We start from the raw sequence: 17,547 nt of genomic DNA, 5'->3' as shown, positions 1-17,547 counted from the left end.
AACCATGACGATCCAGCCGATTGCCTCCCAGTCCATGAGTGCCGATGCCATTGCCGCCTCGACCGCGTCCGCCGCCGGCGCTGCCGTCCGGACGCCCGTGCAGACCATGGACTCCAATGTCTTTATGCAGCTCCTGGTGACCCAGCTCAAGAACCAGAACCCCAGCGCCCCCATGGATACCAACGAGATGATGGCCCAGACCGTCCAGTTGTCCATGATGGAGAAAATGACGGAACTCGCCACCAGCAGCAAAGAAGGGTTTTCACTTCAAATGCGTTCGGCGGCGGCTCAGCTGATCGGCCAGTCCGTCGGCTACACCCTGCCTGACGGCACGGAAGGCACCGGCATTGCCAGCGCGGTCTCCTTCAATGGTCCGGTTCCGACTGTGACGGTCGGCGGACTAGCCGTTCCGTTGGATTCCGTCACCGGCCTCACCACACCCTCAGCGTCCTAACCAGTTTTCCCACCGTAGAAAGGCAGTTCCCATGCTCCGCTCGCTGTACTCCGGAATCTCCGGCCTCCGTGCCCACCAGACCATGCTGGACGTCACCGGCGCGAACATCGCCAACGTCAATACGGCGGGATTCAAATCCTCCACCGTCCAGTTCCAGGACACCCTGTCCCAGATGACCCAGGGCGCTTCCGCTCCGCAGACGCAGACCGGCGGCAGCAACCCCGCCCAGGTCGGTCTCGGCGTCAAGATCGCCAGCATCACCACCAACTTCAGCCAGGGATCCTCGCAGAGCACCGGCCGTGCCACTGACATGATGATCTCCGGCGAAGGATTCTTTGTCACCAGCAAGTCCGGACAGCAACTGTTCTCCCGTGCCGGCTCGTTTACGTTTGATGCGGCCAACCACCTGGTCAGCCCGGACGGGGCAGTCCTCCAGGGCTGGACAGCAGTGAGCGGGGCGGTCAACACCAGCGGCACCGTTGGCGACATCACGCTGAAGTCGAACGACCTGATCGCTAAAATCACAGAGAAGGTGACCCTTGACGGCAACCTCCCCAGCGACGCAGTCGAAGGAACAGCCGACGGAACAGTCGACCGCGTTGTCAAGGTCTACGACGCGACCGGCGCGGACCGCATGGTTTCGCTGACATTCACCAAAATCGCGAACTCCCAAAATTGGCAAGTTGATGCGACCGACGAAAACGGCGCAACGGGCACAGGAACGCTGACGTTTGCCGGTGGTCAGCAGACCGCCGGGAGCGCAGGCACCGTGACAGTCGGTGGGATCAGCGTCGATCTGAGCGCGGTATCCGGCTACGCGAAGGCAGAGTCTTTGACCGTCACCGGCCAGGACGGTTACGCCGCCGGCAGCCTCGAGTCCTACACGATCGGCAGCGACGGATCCGTGCTCGGCGCTTTCAGCAACGGTGCCAAGCAGGTCCTGGCCAAGATCGCCATGGCCAAGTTCACCAACCCCGCCGGCCTGGAAAAGGCCGGTGGATCCTCCTACGTGGCCACCGGAAACTCCGGTGGCGTGCAGTTGGGCTCGGCCGGAGACCCCGGTATGGGGTCCCTGTCCGGCGGCAACCTGGAAATGTCCAACGTGGACCTCTCCCAGGAATTCACCAACCTGATCGTCGCGCAGCGCGGCTTCCAGGCGAACGCCCGCATCATCACCACCTCCGATGAAATCCTGCAGGAACTCACGCAGCTCAAGCGCTAGTCAGCCGGAAAACCTCGTACCGCCTGAGGCGGGTGCCGTGGCATATTACAAGCCACCGCACCCGCCTCAGGTCGTTCCACAGCGGAAATATCCAGGACGCCATGCCGAGATCCCGCGTCCGGCTAACGAAGTGGCCTTAGCAGCCGACAGTAGGGCTTGAGGGCACGTTCAGTGCTATATCAACCTAGGACGTGTCGATGATCGTAGTTACTGGGCTCAACAAGAAGCGCTGGGCGGTCAACCCGGACATGATTGAGCGGATGCACGAAAGCCCCGACACCACGCTCGTGATGCTGGACGGTTCCACCCACGTCGTTGTGGAGCGGATGAACGATGTCATCGATATGATCACTGCCTACCGGGCGCGCGTTCTTGCCGCGGCACGGGACCTCCCCACCATCTCCACCACTTACGGTAGCCGGACGCTCAGCATCGTCCCGGAGCCGGAAGACCACACCTGCAAACCCTGAGAACGCCCCCAACGCGGTCACGGTGCCACCCAGAAAGACAATCATGGATCCCGCAACAATAATCGGACTGGTTCTAGCGTTCGGCGCTATCTATGCCATGGTCGCCCTTGAGGGTGCCAACGTCACGAGCCTTTTGCTTCCGGCCCCAATGATCCTGGTTTTCGGGGCGACCCTCGCCGTAGGCCTCGCAGGGTCTACCTTCAAGGACGTCCTGCACGCATTCAAGGCACTGCCGAACGCGTTCAAGGGCAAGACCGTGCCCCCGCAGCAGAGCATCGACGAGATCGTCGTTTTCGCAGAAAAGGCCCGCACGGAGGGCCTCCTGGCCCTCGAAGGCGAAGCGGCGGCCACCAAAGATCCTTTCCTGAAAAATGCGCTGCAAAACATTGCTGACGGAACCGATGGTGAAGACCTCCGGGACATGCTTGAAGACGGAATCAGCTCCAAAATGAAGGCCGACAATACGGCCGCAAAGTTCTTCAAGATGCTCGGCGGCTATGCCCCCACTATTGGCATCATCGGCACCGTCGTGTCCCTGACCCACGTCCTGGAAAACCTGTCCCAGCCCGACGAACTCGGGCACATGATCGCCGCAGCCTTTGTTGCCACGCTGTGGGGAGTCCTCTCGGCCAACTTCATCTGGCTGCCGATCGGGGACCGCATGACGAAGATCTCCGAGCTGGAGGTTGATCGGATGACTCTCATCATGGAGGGCGTACTTGCCCTGCAGTCCGGTGCCCAGCCGATCCTGCTGCGGGAAAAGCTCAACGCCATGGTTCCCGCCTACAAGCTCAAGAGCGGCGCCGCTAAGACACCCAAGGACGGCTCGGGCAAGGCACCCAAGGGCGATAAAGCCCTGGACGACGCTGCATGAGCGCCAGGCGCAAATCCAAGAAGGGCCATAGCGAAGAGCACCACGTTGACGAACGCTGGCTGGTTTCCTACGCCGACATGGTCACCGTCCTGATGTGTTTGTTCATCGTCCTTTACGCGATGTCTACCGTGGATGCGAACAAGTTCGCAAAGCTGCGGGACTCCCTCGCCACCGGCTTCGGCGCGGTGGCCTCCGAGACCGTGGACACCGCCTCCGGCACGATAGTGCCACCGGAACTCGTGGACAAGGATCTGGAGGCGTTCGCGCAGCAGAAGGAACAGGACCCGGCGACCCCGGTCTCGCAGACGGACCAGCAGGCAGAGCCGCCGGAACAGAAACCGGATCCATCTCCGCTGGAGCTGGCCAAAAAGGAAGTCGACCAGCTCCGCGCCCTTGAAGCCCAAATGAAGGCAGGGCTGGCCGCTGAAGGCATCATCAGCAACGTCGAATTCCAGATCGACTCGCGCGGCCTGACCGTGAAGCTCGTCGGATCGCAGACGTTCTTCGCTCCCGACCGGCCCGAACTGACCGCGCGGGCCGTCCAGGTACTGAAGATCGTCTCGCCGGTGCTGGCTCCCGCCGGCATGGAGATCATGGTGGAAGGGCATGCGGCAAACGGGGTCACGGCCTACCCGTCGACATGGGAGCTTTCCTCCGCGCGGGCGGTCAATGTGCTGCGCCATATGGTCGAGCAAGGGGCCATTCCACAAGGGACCATAGGCGCTGTCGCCTTCGGCTCCGCCCGGCAAGTCAACGACGACTCCACCCCCGAGCTGATGGAGCTGAACCGGCGGGTGGACATCGCTGTCCTGTCCGACCAGGCCGACGTCGTGCGGGCGCTGATTCCGGAAGCGCTGGCACTCGCGGAGAAATAACCGCCGGGTCGCTTACCCCGCCGGTTCCCTTGCCGATAGTGGCCATCGTGAGTGTTATCGATGAGCAGCCAGTGGTGCGCGAGCGGAGTGTGAGCGTCTACGATTTCCGACGTCCCGCGACGCTGGCGCGCGAGCACAGCCGCGTCCTGGAGCTGGCGTTTGAAACGTACGCCCGCCAGTGGGGAACACAGCTCACCGCCAAGGTCCGGGTAAAATCCGTCGTGCGTCTCGACGACGTCTTTATGCAGAGCTACGACGAATACGCCGCATCCCTGCCCGCGGTGACGACAATGGTCCTGTGCGCCGTCGAGGGCAGCGACGCCAAACTCGTGGTGCAGTTTCCCAGTCCCTCGGCCCTCGGGTGGGTCAACCGCATGCTCGGCGCCACTAGCGATTCGCCCATGCCGGACCGCAAATTCACCCAGATCGAACAGGCGCTTGTCCGGGGCCTCATGGACGAAGCACTGGAGGACCTCAGCTACTCGTTGGGGCCGCTGCTCAGCGAAGCCGTCCGGGTCGACACCATCCAATACAACTCCCAGTTCGCCCAGGCCGCGGCCCCCGGCGACCTGATGATCGTCGCCGTCTTCACCATGACCGTCGGCGACGTCAGTGCCCCTGCCACCCTGGCGGTGCCGGCCAGCATCCTCCTGGCACGCCTGAAGAAGGTCAACCAGACAGAAAGCCGCGGGGACGCTCCGGCGCGGATCGGGGAGCAACTTGAGCAGGTGCCGGTCGAGCTGTCCGTGCGGCTGTCGACGTCGTTCGTGACCCCGAGCCAGGTGCTCGGGCTTTCCGTCGGCGATGTTCTGCCCCTGCCCCACCTGGAGAACAGGCCGTTTGACGTCACGCTGGACGGAACCCGGCTGGCCACCGCGGCCCCGGCCCGGAACGGGTCCCGCGCGGCCGCTGTCATTGTCACAATCGAGGAGAGTCACCGATGAGCACCACCCTGACAAAGCACGAGTCTTCGGCGGAACGCCTCGTCGAGGAGCTGCCGAGCCCGGTCGCCCTGAAGGTCCTCGCCCTTGTCCCGGGCAGGGCCGCTGCCGCGTACGCGCGCCAGGCCGTCACGGCCACCTTCGTCGGCTCCGTCACGGCGGACCTGGCGCTCCTGTTGATCGACCGGACCTTCCTGGACGAGGCAGCCGGCGGTATGGCCGGATTCCAGCCGGGAATGGTCGCCGTCACCGATGTGCTGCGCCCCGCCATGGAAGCCGCCAGCTCTGTCTTCGGTCCCGGCGTGCTCTCGGACCTGCGCGAATCTGATGCCTCGGGACTGCTGACTGATCCGGACACCGCCGTCTACGAACTCTCCGACGGGAACAATGCGGCCGCATGGTTCGCCGTCCGGCTGCGGGACAACAGTTCCGCCCCGGACCGCGGCGACGCTTCCGGCAAGAGTGCGGTGGCCGGCCGGCTGGGCCGCATCAACAACATCGAGATGGCACTCACCGTGGAAATCGGCCGCACCCGGATGTCCGTCCGTGATGTGCTCTCGCTCGAACCCGGGAAAATCATCGAACTGGACCGGTCCGCCGGTGCCCCCGCGGATGTGCTGCTCAACGGGCGGCTGATCGCGCACGGCGAGGTTGTGGTGCTGGACCAGGACTACGCGATCCGGATCACCCGGATCCTCGATGTTGCGGACGGGCTCAGCTGAATGGACTCACTGATCCTCGGGCTGCGGGTAGTCGTGGCCCTGGGCGCGGTGCTTGGCCTCATGTGGTTTCTGCAGCGCCGGCTTGGCAAAGGCACCGGACGGCGCCGGGCTGACCGCGCACTGACCGTTATCAGCCGGCAGAGCCTCGGGCAGCGGGCCTCCGTCGTCGTTGTGGACGCCGCCGGGCAACGGTTCCTGCTGGGCGTGACCGACCACGCCGTTAACGTCCTGCACACCGGAGATATCCCGCCCGAACCGGAAGAGGCCCGGGAACCGGCGGCCAACCGGTCCCTGGGGGACTTCGCCCGGATGCTCGCCGAGGCCACCCCCCGCGCCGCACAGAGCAGCCGCGCCGCACGGAACAGCCATGTCCTGAATAGTTTTGCCAAGGAGAGTTACTCCCCAAACGAGGACGCCGAGGACGCCCGCGTCCCGGGCAGGGGTGTCGACGAAGCCGGGAACATCCCGGCGGACGCACTGGTTTCGCGGCGCAGTTCGGCCCAACGGAGCTCCCACGCCCGCAGCACCGCCGGAATGGGCGCCGGGCATCCGCCGTTGCACGGCTCAATCCTGGCCGGCTCGACCTGGAAGCAGGCCGCCGCCGCGCTCAGGACCGGACGCCGCAATTGAGCCGGGTTTCCGCCGACCACACCGTCCGTGCCGGTAATCGCAGGGTCCTTACGCTCGGGCTTGCCGCGCTGTTGTTTGCGGTCCTGCTGCTGTGGCTGAACGCCGCCCCGGGGCACGCCGCCCCGATCGACCCCACCCCGCCGGTTCCTCCGACGGATCCGACCGCCCCGGGCGGAGGCGTCAACATCCAGATCAACGGTGTCGACGGCGCTCCCTCGACCGCAGTCCTGACCCTTATCGGGATCACGCTGCTCTCGGTGGCTCCCGCCCTGCTGCTGATGATGACCTCGTTCACCAAAATCTTCGTGGTCCTGGCCATGACCCGCAACGCACTGTCGCTGCCGTCCATCCCGCCGAACCAGGTGCTGGCCGGCCTGGCCCTGTTCCTCTCGATCTTCGTGATGTGGCCCGTCGTCAACGAGATGAACACCATCGGGGTGCAGCCGTACCTGAACGGAACACTGGACTTTAACGGTGCCGTCGGCGCCGCCTCGGGTCCGCTGCAGCAGTTTATGCTGGCCCACACCCGTGACGAGGACATCGCGCTGATGACGCGGGCAGCGGGAATGGAAAACCCCGAAACCCCCGAAACCGTGCCCATGCCGACCCTCATCCCGGCGTTTATGATTTCCGAGCTGCGTGCGGCGTTCATCATCGGGTTCGTGATCTTTATTCCGTTCCTCGTGATCGACCTCGTGGTCTCGGCGGCGCTGATGTCCATGGGCATGATGATGCTGCCGCCGGTCATGATTTCGCTGCCGTTCAAGATCCTGCTGTTTGTCCTCGTGGACGGCTGGGGATTGATCATCACCGCCCTGATCCAGAGTTACGCAGGCACCGGATGAACGCCAATGCCGTCCTCGACATCTGCCTTCAGGCGCTGATCGTCGGCGCCAAACTCTCGGCACCGGTCCTGGTGACGGCACTGGTGGTAGGCCTCGCCGTGTCCCTCGTGCAGTCCATCACCCAACTGCAGGAAGCGACGCTCTCGTTCGTGCCGAAGGCCGTGGCCGTCGCCATTGCCCTCGTTGTCTGCGGGCACTGGATGATTACGGAAATGGTCTCCTTCACGCACGAACTGTTCGCCCGGATCCCGGGCCTGCTCGGAGGCGTGTGAGGTGTCCGTCCCGATCGACCCGACCTGGCTGGAAGCCTTGCTGCTGGCCACGGTCCGGATGACGGCCTTCCTGATCGTGGCGCCGCCGTTTTCTTTCCGCGCTTTTCCCGCGCGGGTCAAGGCGACGCTCGGGCTGGGGCTCGGGCTGGCCGTGTCGCAGCGGGTCTCCGTCGACTATGCGGCACGGGACACGGCGGGCTTCGTCACCGGGGTGGTCCTGGAACTCGCCACGGGGCCTGGTCCTGGGGTTCATCGTGCTGGTGATCTTCGCCGCGGTCCAGTCCGCCGGCAGCCTGATCGATCTGGCCGGCGGTTTCCAGCTCGCCCAGGGCTTTGACCCGCAGATGAACATCAACGGGGCCCAGTTCACCCGCCTGATGCAGATGGCCGCGATCGCGCTGCTGTTCTCCTCAGACGGCTACCAGCTGGTCATCACCGGCCTCACCGGCAGCTTCACGGCGCTGCCCCTGGCGGGCGGCATCGACCTGGCACAGCCGGTCCAGGCCATCGTCGCTGCCGCCACCGGTATGTTCCTCGCCGCCGTGCAGATTGCCGGACCGCTCATTGTGGTGCTGTTTCTTGCCGACGTGGGACTTGGCCTCCTGACCAGGGTGGCGCCCGCGCTGAACGCGTTCGCGCTCGGTTTCCCGCTGAAGATCCTGCTGACCCTGACCCTGGCCGGGTTTATGTTCCTGGCCCTGCCGCGGATCGTCTCCAGCCTCGCCAACCAGGCGGCCAAGACAGTGCTGGGGGTGAACTGATGTCAGATTCCGGTGAAAAGACAGAGCAAGCCACCGACAAACGGATGAAGGAAGTCCGTTCCAAGGGCCAGCTTTCGCGCTCCCAGGACCTCACCGCGTGGGTGGGGATCGGAGCGGCGGCGATCATGATGCCGTCCACGGTGGAGCGGGCTGCGAGCGCCGCCACGGACCAGCTCTTCAACGTCCGCGGCATCATTGCGGCGCCTGATCCCGCTATGGCGCTCCAGGCCCTTGAACACGGGCTGGCATCCATCGCCGGAGTCATAACGCCGATGCTGGTGGTCGTCTTCGTGGTGGTTCTGGCCGGCGCCGCCCTGCAAGGCGGCGTGCACTTCAAGAAATTCAAGGCAGACTTCGAGCACTTCAAACCGCTTCCCGGCCTCAAAAGGATGTTTGGCACCCAGGCGCTCTGGGGCGGCGCGAAGGCGCTGCTTAAGGTCGGCGTCGTCGGGCTGGTGCTCTACAGCGTGGTCCAGGGCCTCGTCCCCGTGCTGCTCACTGCCGGCGGGCTGCCGGTCGCCGGCGTCGTGTCTGCCGGGGCCGACGGGATCGCGCTGCTCATCCAGTTCGCGGTCGCCGCCGGAATTGTCCTCGCCGCGGCTGACTTCTTTGTGGTGATGCGCCGCAACCGGAAAAAGACGCGGATGTCGAAGAAGGAAGTCAAGGACGAGAACAAGAACGCCGAGGGTGATCCGCTGATCCGCTCGCAGCGCCGGGCACGCCAGATGGCAATGAGCCGGAACCGCATGATCGCTGCGATCGGGGACGCCGACGTCGTACTGGTCAACCCGACGCACGTGGCTGTGGCGCTGAAATATGAGCCAGGCAAAGCGGCGCCCCGCGTGGTGGCCAAGGGTTCGGGGCATGTGGCTGCCAGAATCAGGGCGGAGGCGGAGGCGAAAAACGTCCCTATGGTCCAGGACATTCCCCTGGCCCGGGCGCTCCATTCCGCCTGCGAGCTGGGCCAGGAGATCCCGGTGGACTTTTACCGGGCCGTGGCTGGAGTCCTCGCTTTTGTGATGTCGCTCAAGGCCCGCGGCGCCGCCGCTGGGACGCACCGTATGGCCGCGGCCCACGCATGATGAGCAGGGAATCCCGGCAACGCCGGGGGAGCGGCACCACCCTGACTCCGGGAAACAGCGTCTGTGAAAGGACCGAATCATGAACAACAGGCTCGCCCGCCTGGCAGTGCCGATCGGCATCGTCGGCATCGTGCTGCTGTTGGTGGTGCCCGTCCCGGCGCCGCTGATGGACTTCCTCATCGTCTGCAACATCCTGCTGGCGCTGTTGGTGCTGCTGACCAGCATGTTCGTGAAAAAACCACTGGACTTCTCGGTCTTTCCCTCGCTGCTGCTCGTGATCACCTTGTTCCGGCTCGGCCTCAACGTCGCGTCCACCCGGCTGGTGCTGGGGGAGGGCTACGCCGGCCAGGTCATCGAGGCCTTCGGCCAGGTGACAGTGGGCGGTTCCATCGTCATCGGCGCCGTCGTGTTCCTGATCCTCGTGGTCATCCAGTTCGTGGTGGTCACCAAAGGCGCGGAGCGGGTGGCCGAGGTCGGCGCGAGGTTCACCCTCGATGCCATGCCCGGCAAGCAGATGGCCATCGATGCGGACCTGAACGCGGGCCTTCTCACGGATACCCAGGCCCGGGACCGGCGCGCCGAAGTGTCGGCCGAAGCCGACTTCTACGGCGCCATGGATGGTGCGTCCAAGTTCGTCAAGGGCGACGCGATTGCCGGCATCATCATCATCATCATCAACTTCATCGGCGGCATCGCCATCGGCATGCTGCAGGGCGGTATGCCGATCGGCGATGCGCTGAACACCTACGGCCTGCTCACCATGGGCGACGGTCTCGTCTCGCAGATTCCGGCCCTGCTGATGGCAGTTGCCACCGGTATGATCGTCACCCGCTCGAATGCCGAATCGGACATGGGGCGGACGGCGTCCTCCCAGCTCATGCAGTCCCCCAACGCCCTTGCGATCGCCGGAGTCGCGGCAATCGCCATGGCGCTGATCCCCGGTATGCCCCCGATACCGTTCGTGCTGGTCGGTGCCGGGATGCTGTTGGCCTCCCGGCGGATTACCGCGCAGCAGAAGGCCGACGAAAAGGTCCTCGAGGACGAAGAGACGGCGCTGAACTTCCCCGAGATGGATCCGAACGAAAAACTGCTCGAGGACATGCGTATCCATCCGGTCGAGATTCTCCTGGCCCCGGACCTCGTGGACATGGTCTCCGGGGCGTCCGATGACCTGCTCGCCCGGGTCCGGTCCCTGCGGCACAAGATCGCCATGGAACTGGGACTGGTCATCCCGCCGGTCCGCACCCGGGACAGCGTGGACCTTCCGCCCGCCACCTACTCGATCCGGATCGCCGGGGTGGAGGCCGGCCGCGGCACTGCGCCGGGCGGCCAGATGCTGGCCCTCGGCGACAGCCTCGACTCGCTCCCCGGCACCGCGATGATCGAGCCGGTCTTCGGCCTGGCCGGGAAGTGGATTCCGGCGGAGATGCGCCACAACGCCGAAATGACGGGGTCGACCGTGATCGACCGAGTGTCCGTCCTCGTGACACACCTGTCCTCGATCGTCAGCGCCAATGCGGCCCGCCTGCTCTCCCGCGAGGACGTCCGCGTGCTCACCGAAGGCGTGCGCAAGCAGAGCCCGGCCGCCGTCGACGAACTCACACCCGCGCTGCTGTCCCTCGCGGAGGTCCAGCGCGTCCTGCAGGGCCTCCTGGACGAACAGGTCCCCATCAACGATCTGGCCCGCATCTACGAGGCCCTTACCCTCCGGGCCAAGATCTCCACGGACCCTGAATCGCTGGTGGAATCGGCACGGCAGGCGCTCGGCCCGGCGTTGACGGCGAAATTCATGGACGGGCCCGTCCTGAACGTCATTATGATCGACCCTGTCCTGGAACAATCCATGCTCGAAGATATGCGCCCGGCCGAAGGCGGCAGCCAGATCATGATGGGCCAGGACAAGCTCGACAGCGTCCTGCGCTCGGTCCGATCCGCCGCCGACGCCGCCGCGGCCGCGAACCGGCAGGCCGTCCTGGTCTGCGCTCCAGCCCTCCGGCCCGCGGTGCGCCGGCTCATCGGGGTCCAGCCCGGGTCACTGCCGGTGCTGTCCTACCGGGAAGTGACTTCCTCCAACGTCCAAATCGAAACCGTAGGAGTCGTACGCCATGCCGAACCGTTATCGGCTTAAGGGGTCAACGCTGGAGGAGATCCGGCAGAAGGCGGAGCTGCAGTACGGCCCGTCGGCCCGGATCGTCTCTGCGGAACGGGTCATTAGCCCGGGAATCGCCGGGCTGTTTGCCGGCGACCACTACGAAGCGATGGTCGCGGTGGGGCCGCCCGACGAAACGATCACGGGAGAAGTCGTCCCCGACTCCGGGCTGCTGGCCGACGCCGGGCAGGCCGGCACCATCGACGGCCCCGTGAGGTCGTTCCGCCCGCCCGCCCGCTTTTCGCGTGCCGCCCGGGAGAGCATACGGACGGCGGGTCCGGCGCAGCCGGTGCCGGTCCGGACGGCGCCGGCAGGGAAGAAGCCGGCCCGGCCAGCCTCCGCACAAAAGCATCCGCTGGACCTGGCCGGCGCCCGCACAGCGTCAGCCAGTGCTGTGCGGGATACCCCCGAAGTTCCCGCGGCGCGATCGCACCAGTTGCAGGGCGCGGCGATCGCTGCGCTTTTGGAAGAAGCCGACGCCGCTGAACGCGGCCTGCACGATCAGGGTCCCTCGGGTGTTTCCACCGAGTCTCCGGATTTCGCTGAACTCCTGGAACAGCTCGGCGCCGGGCTGAAACCAGCACCCGAACCCGCTGCCACGCCCGTCACCGGCGACACCCCCGCCGGAACGAAAGCCGGCGCGGATCCGGTGGCCCCGATGGCCCCGGTGGACCCGGGGGCCGGGGCCGATCCCCGAACCGCCGCGGCCCCGCCCGGTGTCCCGGCACCGGCTCCCCTCACGGGCATCGGGGACCTGGTGCTCCTCGTCGGACTCGGGGAGGACGCCCTGGATACGGCCCTTGCCATGTCGACGGCTGCAGGCGGCGCGGACGTCCGGACCGGGGGAGCGCTGTCCGCCTACGGCCACCTGCACGTGGACGGACGCCAGGGCGCGACGGCGGCCCGGGCACATGCCGTGATGACAGACCGGACCGTCCTGGTCGCCTACGGGCTGAACCGGGCCCGGGAGGCGGCGGCGATACCTCAGGCGCTGGCGGCGCTCGCGGCCGATCAGATCTGGCTGGTGGTCGACGCCGGAAGGAAGCACGACGATACGGCGCGGTGGGTCAACGAGTTGGCCGCGCAACTCACGGTCACGGCCATCGCCGTTGTCGGCGCGGCCGAAACCGGGACGCCGGAAAGCGTCAACGGGCTCGGTATTCCGTTGGGCTGGATTGATAACCGTCGCGCCCGCGCCGGACAACTGTGACACGGCGGGGCGTGCAGGCCCGGTCCTGCATTGCCGGCAACGAAGGGTAGATTTAGAGCATGCTGGTACTTACACGCAAGCCGGGCGAACAGATCATGATTGGCGATGGGATCGTCATCACGGTTCTGGAAGGCCGCGGGGACGGTGTTCGGATAGGCATTGAAGCCCCGCGCGGGGTATCGATCCAGCGCCGGGAAGTCATTGAGGCCATTGCCGCAGCCAACCTTGCCGCGGCGAACGCCGGACCCGGCACGGAGGATGCACTCCGCGGCCTGATGCCGCAAGCCCCCGTCCGCGACGCCTGAGTCAGGTCGCCTGAGGCAAAACGCCTGAGTCAGCCGGGGCTATTGCCGAGATACTCGGCGAGGTGCGGCTGACCCGTTTGTCCGATCACCGCAAGGGCGTGTTCGACGGTTCCGGTCAAGGTCAGCTGATCCAGTTCGCTGAAAGTCCCGGCTGGCGGCGCCCCGGCCGCCACAGTCAGCCGTACGGCCTCCAGGCTGTTGCGGCCGGCGCGGACCGCGTTCCCCAGCCGCCCGAGCAAATCCTGGAGGCCGGTGCGGTGTTCACTGAGGATTTCGGCCCACGGACCCGGCGGGGCCACCCCGATCAGCCCGGGCAGGGGCGTCTCGGGCGGCAGCCCCCATTCGACGGCAACGCCGGCCGACTCGACGCTGCGGGCCAGGGCTTCAAAGCGAAGCCTGTCCAGGACATCCGCCACCTCGGCGGCGGTAAAGCCCAGCCAGCGGAGATTTCCGGCCTCGACGTGCAGCTGCTGCGTTTCGAGCCGGAAAAGGAGCACCTCCAGCTGTCGGCGCTCCTGCCACAGTGCCGCCGACAGATCACCTGCACCCATAGGCCCCGTTCCATGCCTGCTCAAACCGCAACGGCGTCACACCGTTACCGCATTTTCAGTCAAGCTTTGACAGTGAGTATAAGCACGCCACCACTCCGGTGGTAAGTTTCAGGGTGACGGTCAGCATCACCTCATTGGAATGCCATCTCCGGCGGGGGCCGGAAGGTCTTCCAAGGTGCTGATTTTGTTGTTTTTTGTCCGTAGTTTGGTCTCCTGGGGGGAAGCACGCTCTTGAACCGCATGGAACGCAATGAGATGGTGATCCAGCATCTCCCGCTGGTGGGTTACCTGGTCTCTGACCTGTGCTCAAAAGCCTCGCACCTTTCCCGCGATGACCTCGCTTCGGCCGGTGCCATTGCGCTGATCACGTCGGCCGACTCCTTTGACCCGGACCTGGGCGTGCCATTTGGTGCGTTTGCGCGCCGCCGTATCCTGGGCGCCTTCGCCGATGAGATGCGTGCCAGCGATTGGGCCACCCGCTCGGCGCGGCGCAGGATCAAGGAAACCATGTCTGTCCAGGAAACCCTGGCTGCAGCACTGGGACGGGCACCGTCGGTCGAAGAAATCGCCTCCGCCCTGGGAGTCCAGCAAAGCGTTGTGGAGGCCGCCCTCGCGGACGCCTCGCGGACGCTGACGCCCCTCGATGAAGCCGTGATCGACACCCTGGCCGCGGAGACTCTTACTCCGGAACACTCCATCCTCGCGGACGAACGCCTCGACTATCTCCGGGCCGCCGTGAAGAGCCTCCCGGAGCGCATGCGCTACATCGTCGAGGAGATCTACTTCGGCGACCGGACCGTCAAGGAACTAGCGGCCGAACTCGGTTCCACGCATGCCGCGGTATCCCAACAGCGTTCCGAAGCCATCCGGCTGATGCGCGACGGGCTGTCCACGCACTACGCGGACGATCCGGACCAGCACGTCGAAGTCCAGTCCCGCATCACGCCGCGGCGCCGCAACGACTATTTGGCGCAGTTGTCCGAGGCCACGTCCGGTGGCATCACCCGGTCCGTCTTTCGCCTGGATCCGGCCCTGAACAGGGCCGTCTGAGCCAGGCAGTCCGCCCCGCCCGCCGCCCCCCAGGGACAATTAGTAAGCCAACTGCGAAATTGCTGGGAGACTCTCGCGGGCCGCAGGACTCTGAGGTAGCGTCGGAATGACCTGACCTACTGAGGAGGACGCATGAAAGCTTCACCGACCTTGACGGGCAACCTGCAGACAGTGCTGGTAGACCTGATCGAACTCCATGTCCAGGGCAAGCAGGCGCACTGGAACATTGTGGGGACGAACTTCCGGGATCTCCACCTCCAGTTGGACGAGATTATCGATGCCGCCCGACAATTCGCGGACGATACCGCGGAACGCATGCGGGCGCTCCACGCGCTCCCGGACGGCCGCACATCCACGGTCGCCAAGTCCACGTCGCTGGCCGAATTCCCTGCCGGGCTCATTGATACCCACGACGCGATTGAGCGTGTTGTGGCAGCGCTGGAGGCCGCGGTTGGCACCATGCGCAAGGTCCACGACGAGGTTGACGAAGAAGATCCCACCTCGGCTGACCTGCTGCACGAGTTCATCGCCCGGTTGGAGCAGTTCGCATGGCTCGTTAATGCAGAGACGATGAAGCCCACGGCCAAGGTCGCCACGCCTTCGAAGAAGTAGCACGAGAGAAGGCGCCGGGCGCCGGGATCATCCCGGCGCCCGGCGCCTTCCTGTCGGTGCTGCCATGGCGGTGCCTAGTTCGCGGTCGGGACTTTTCGGAGCACGACGGCGGCCAGGACCGCTGCCCCCGCCATCAGCACGAGGGCGATCGCGGCTGTGATGTGCACCCCTGAGTCGAAGGCGGTGCGCGCAGCGGCCATCACAGTCCCGGCCAGCGGGCCGGGAAGTCCCTGCGCGAGTTCCGCGGCGCCGGCGAGGGTCTCCCCGGCCTGGTTGACGGCAGCGCCAGGGGCCAGACCGGACACCGCCTCCGGCAGCCGGAGGTTGCGCTGGTAGGACGCGGTCAGGATGGAGCCCAGGATCGCCGTGCCGAGCAGGGAGCCCACCTCGTAGCCGGTCTCCGAAATGGCCGAGGCCGCCCCGGACTTCTCGGCCGGTGCCGCTCCGAGGATCAGATCGTTGGAGATCGTCTCGGCGGCACCAACCCCCAGGCACAGAACCAGGAGGGCCGCCAACAACACGGCCGGGCCCGTGCTGTGGTCGCCGAAGGCCACGAGGGAGTATGCAACGGTGCTGAGCAGGAGCCCGCCGGCGACCACAAAGCCCGGCCGCACCCGCTTCACGAGCGGTACTACAAGCAGGCCGGCGACAATCATCGCAATAAGGGCCGGAACCATCGTGACACCCGACGCCGACGGCGACTGCCCCTCAATCAACTGCAGGTGCTGGGCGAGGAACAGGATGAAGCCGTTGTAGGAGAACAACGCCAGTACATTGGCGATGATGGCGGTGCTGAAGACGCGGTTGCCAAACAGGCTGACATCCAGCAGCGGAGCGGTCAGGCCGCCGCGTCCCAGCATCCGCTGCCTGCGGATGAAGACATAGCCCATCAGCAGTCCACAGCCGATGCCGGTGAAGGCCACCAGTCCCGGGCCGTGGGTCGCAAGTTCCTTGATGCCGTATACGGTCGGCACCATGGCCAGCAGGGAAAACGCAATGCTGGGCAGATCCACCCGGCCCGGGTGCGGATCGCGGGATTCCGGGAGCAGGACCGGGCCAAGCACCAGCAGCGGCAGGATGGTCGGCACCGCCACGAGCAGTACGGCGCCCCACCAGAAGTGCTCCACCAGCCAGCCGCCGGCGATCGGGCCCAGCGCCGCGCCGCCGGAGAAACCGGCAGCCCAGATGGCTACCGCCAGCCGGCGACGGTTGGGTTCCGGGAAGATGTTGCGGATCAGGGACAGGGTGGAGGGCATCAGCATCGCGCCGAAGAAACCCAGCCCGGCGCGCCCGGCAATCAGCCATTCGGCGCTGGCGGCGAAGGCGGTCGCCGCTGACACTGCGGCGAACCCTGCACTGCCGACCAGGAGGAGCCTGCGCCGGCCAATCCGATCGCCCAGGCTGCCCATCGCGACGAGAAGCCCGGCAAGGACGAGGGGATAGGCGTCCACAATCCAGAGCAACTGGATCCCCGTAGCGTCCAGGCTGCGCGCGATGGCCGGAAGGGCGAACGTCAGGGCAGTGTTGTCCACCGCCACCAGCAGGACCGGAAACATCAGCAGGGCCAGCGCCAGCCAGTCCCGCCACGGCTGCTGCCGTGTTTCGGGCATGGTGCCGGTGTGCCGGGCCGCGAAGAGGTTGCTCATGAATTGAAACTGTACCGTCTGGACGGTGTATTTAAGAAATTCGGGTCATTGCGGGCAAGATGGAAGCCATGCCCAGAAAACCAGTCGCCCGGGAAGCCGTCCTCGATGGCTTCATTTCGCTGCTTATTGAAGAAGGTGAACGTGCCGCGACGCTGGAGGCTGTCGCGAGGCGGGCCGGCGTTTCCAAAGGCGGGCTGCTGTATCACTTTCCCAACAAGGAGGCGATGATCGCGGCGCTGCTGGAGCGGCTGGATGAGCATCTGGCCCAGGATCTCGAGGCCATGGCGGCGGCCCCGGAAGGTGCAGCGGCCTACTTCATCAGGTCCTCGCTCTGGGCCGACACCCCGATGGACCGGTCCTTTGTTGCCGCCACCCGGCTGGCGGAGGTGGCGCACGAGGAATCCCGGCGCCGTTTTTCTGCCGCCCAGGCGCGCTGGCTGGAACTGCTTGCTGCTGACGTCGGTCCCGCGATGGCCAAAGCTGTCCTCTACATGGGGGACGGGCTGTATTTCAATGCCATGCTCGCCCGGGGACCGGGCGGGCCGGGGCCCGGGTTCGGCGCGGACCTCGAGGGCCTGCTGGTCGCCGTCGCCCGGCTGCGCGGCTAGCTCCGCCGGCGCAGCCGTCACGGCTTGCGGACGCGGCCCGCACGTAGGACAATGGAGGCTGTGACTGTGGTCACGGCTAATTAAATATGCCTTCGATCTGCGGCGGGAGAGTTCTGCCAGTAAGGTACAAGCAGGCGCCGTAGGAGCAAATCCTCCCCAGGAATCTCTCAGGCCCACGTACCGCCGCGGCAAGGCGCCTCTGGAAAGCAGCAGGCTGTCCTCGGACATGCTGTGCTCACCGACGGTGCAAGCGGAGTCCTGTAAACGC

19 protein-coding genes, 1 pseudogene and 1 riboswitch are annotated in these 17,547 nt (G+C 65.8%); of the genes and pseudogenes, 18 read left to right on the top strand and 2 right to left on the bottom strand.

All coding sequences use genetic code 11. The annotated features are described in order from the left end of the window. The first annotated feature begins 4 nt into the window (after positions 1-4). The 15 genes and pseudogenes from KY499_RS08830 (at position 5) to KY499_RS08760 (ending at position 12,812) form a co-directional block, all read left to right on the top strand. A complete protein-coding gene (locus KY499_RS08830) occupies positions 5-454 on the top strand; it encodes a flagellar hook assembly protein FlgD (protein ID WP_219886854.1) in 450 nt (149 codons plus the stop codon). Positions 455-485: 31 nt separating this feature from the next. Continuing rightward, on the top strand, positions 486-1,676 hold the full coding sequence (locus tag KY499_RS08825) for a flagellar hook protein FlgE (RefSeq protein WP_219886853.1): 1,191 nt from the start codon (positions 486-488) through the stop codon (positions 1,674-1,676). 197 nt (positions 1,677-1,873) lie between these two features. Then, on the top strand, positions 1,874-2,146 hold the full coding sequence (locus KY499_RS08820) for a flagellar FlbD family protein (protein WP_123253700.1): 273 nt from the start codon (positions 1,874-1,876) through the stop codon (positions 2,144-2,146). Positions 2,147-2,189: 43 nt separating this feature from the next. Further along, entirely contained in the window at positions 2,190-3,020 is an 831-nt protein-coding gene (locus tag KY499_RS08815) for a motility protein A (protein ID WP_219886852.1), read from the top strand. After that, positions 3,017-3,895, top strand: coding sequence for a flagellar motor protein MotB (locus tag KY499_RS08810; protein ID WP_219886851.1), 879 nt, complete (start codon positions 3,017-3,019; stop codon positions 3,893-3,895). Before KY499_RS08815 ends, KY499_RS08810 begins: the two co-directional genes overlap by 4 nt. 47 nt (positions 3,896-3,942) lie before the next feature. Next, positions 3,943-4,839, top strand: coding sequence for a flagellar motor switch protein FliM (locus KY499_RS08805; protein ID WP_258191039.1), 897 nt, complete (start codon positions 3,943-3,945; stop codon positions 4,837-4,839). Continuing rightward, positions 4,836-5,558, top strand: coding sequence for a flagellar motor switch protein FliN (gene fliN, locus KY499_RS08800; RefSeq protein ID WP_219886850.1), 723 nt, complete (start codon positions 4,836-4,838; stop codon positions 5,556-5,558). Before KY499_RS08805 ends, fliN begins: the two co-directional genes overlap by 4 nt. After that, positions 5,559-6,188 carry a flagellar biosynthetic protein FliO gene (gene fliO, locus KY499_RS08795; protein ID WP_219886849.1) on the top strand — a complete coding sequence of 210 codons (630 nt, stop codon included), beginning with the start codon at positions 5,559-5,561 and terminating at the stop codon, positions 6,186-6,188. Next, a complete protein-coding gene (gene fliP / locus KY499_RS08790; protein WP_219886848.1) occupies positions 6,185-7,033 on the top strand; it encodes a flagellar type III secretion system pore protein FliP in 849 nt (282 codons plus the stop codon). Before fliO ends, fliP begins: the two co-directional genes overlap by 4 nt. Beyond that, entirely contained in the window at positions 7,030-7,305 is a 276-nt protein-coding gene (gene fliQ / locus KY499_RS08785) for a flagellar biosynthesis protein FliQ (RefSeq protein ID WP_123253694.1), read from the top strand. Before fliP ends, fliQ begins: the two co-directional genes overlap by 4 nt. Before the next feature lies 1 nt (position 7,306). Next, positions 7,307-8,066, top strand: a pseudogene (locus KY499_RS08780) (flagellar biosynthetic protein FliR). Further along, the gene (locus KY499_RS08775) at positions 8,066-9,148 is read left to right on the top strand and encodes a flagellar biosynthesis protein FlhB (protein ID WP_123253692.1); all 1,083 of its coding nucleotides are present in this window, start codon (positions 8,066-8,068) and stop codon (positions 9,146-9,148) included. Before KY499_RS08780 ends, KY499_RS08775 begins: the two are co-directional and overlap by 1 nt. Before the next feature lie 79 nt (positions 9,149-9,227). Next, positions 9,228-11,276: a flagellar biosynthesis protein FlhA gene (locus KY499_RS08770; protein WP_123253691.1), complete on the top strand. Its 2,049-nt coding sequence runs from the start codon at positions 9,228-9,230 to the stop codon at positions 11,274-11,276. Further along, positions 11,254-12,507, top strand: coding sequence for a hypothetical protein (locus tag KY499_RS08765; protein ID WP_219886847.1), 1,254 nt, complete (start codon positions 11,254-11,256; stop codon positions 12,505-12,507). Before KY499_RS08770 ends, KY499_RS08765 begins: the two co-directional genes overlap by 23 nt. A gap of 59 nt (positions 12,508-12,566) precedes the next feature. Continuing rightward, the gene (locus KY499_RS08760; protein ID WP_219886846.1) at positions 12,567-12,812 is read left to right on the top strand and encodes a carbon storage regulator; all 246 of its coding nucleotides are present in this window, start codon (positions 12,567-12,569) and stop codon (positions 12,810-12,812) included. A 29-nt stretch (positions 12,813-12,841) separates the two neighbouring features. On the opposite strand, the gene KY499_RS08755 is transcribed toward KY499_RS08760, so the two are convergent. Next, the gene (locus tag KY499_RS08755) at positions 12,842-13,363 is read right to left on the bottom strand and encodes a flagellar protein FlgN (RefSeq protein WP_219886845.1); all 522 of its coding nucleotides are present in this window, start codon (positions 13,361-13,363) and stop codon (positions 12,842-12,844) included. 240 nt (positions 13,364-13,603) lie between these two features. Between KY499_RS08755 and KY499_RS08750 the strand changes: the two genes are divergently transcribed. After that, the gene (locus KY499_RS08750; protein ID WP_219886844.1) at positions 13,604-14,413 is read left to right on the top strand and encodes a sigma-70 family RNA polymerase sigma factor; all 810 of its coding nucleotides are present in this window, start codon (positions 13,604-13,606) and stop codon (positions 14,411-14,413) included. Between the two features lie 132 nt (positions 14,414-14,545). Beyond that, on the top strand, positions 14,546-15,025 hold the full coding sequence (locus tag KY499_RS08745) for a Dps family protein (RefSeq protein ID WP_123253686.1): 480 nt from the start codon (positions 14,546-14,548) through the stop codon (positions 15,023-15,025). A 74-nt stretch (positions 15,026-15,099) separates the two neighbouring features. On the opposite strand, the gene KY499_RS08740 is transcribed toward KY499_RS08745, so the two are convergent. Continuing rightward, positions 15,100-16,671, bottom strand: coding sequence for an MFS transporter (locus tag KY499_RS08740; protein WP_219886843.1), 1,572 nt, complete (start codon positions 16,669-16,671; stop codon positions 15,100-15,102). A gap of 68 nt (positions 16,672-16,739) precedes the next feature. Between KY499_RS08740 and KY499_RS08735 the strand changes: the two genes are divergently transcribed. Continuing rightward, positions 16,740-17,279, top strand: coding sequence for a TetR/AcrR family transcriptional regulator (locus tag KY499_RS08735; protein WP_219886842.1), 540 nt, complete (start codon positions 16,740-16,742; stop codon positions 17,277-17,279). A 93-nt stretch (positions 17,280-17,372) separates the two neighbouring features. Further along, a riboswitch (glycine riboswitch) is annotated at positions 17,373-17,472 on the top strand. Positions 17,473-17,547 lie beyond the last annotated feature (75 nt).

The sequence above is a fragment of the Arthrobacter sp. PAMC25284 genome, assembly GCF_019443425.1.
Taxonomy (GTDB): domain Bacteria; phylum Actinomycetota; class Actinomycetes; order Actinomycetales; family Micrococcaceae; genus Arthrobacter; species Arthrobacter oryzae_A.
The sequence above is the reverse complement of the archived record's forward strand: the minus strand, read 5'-3'. Positions and strand labels throughout refer to the sequence as shown.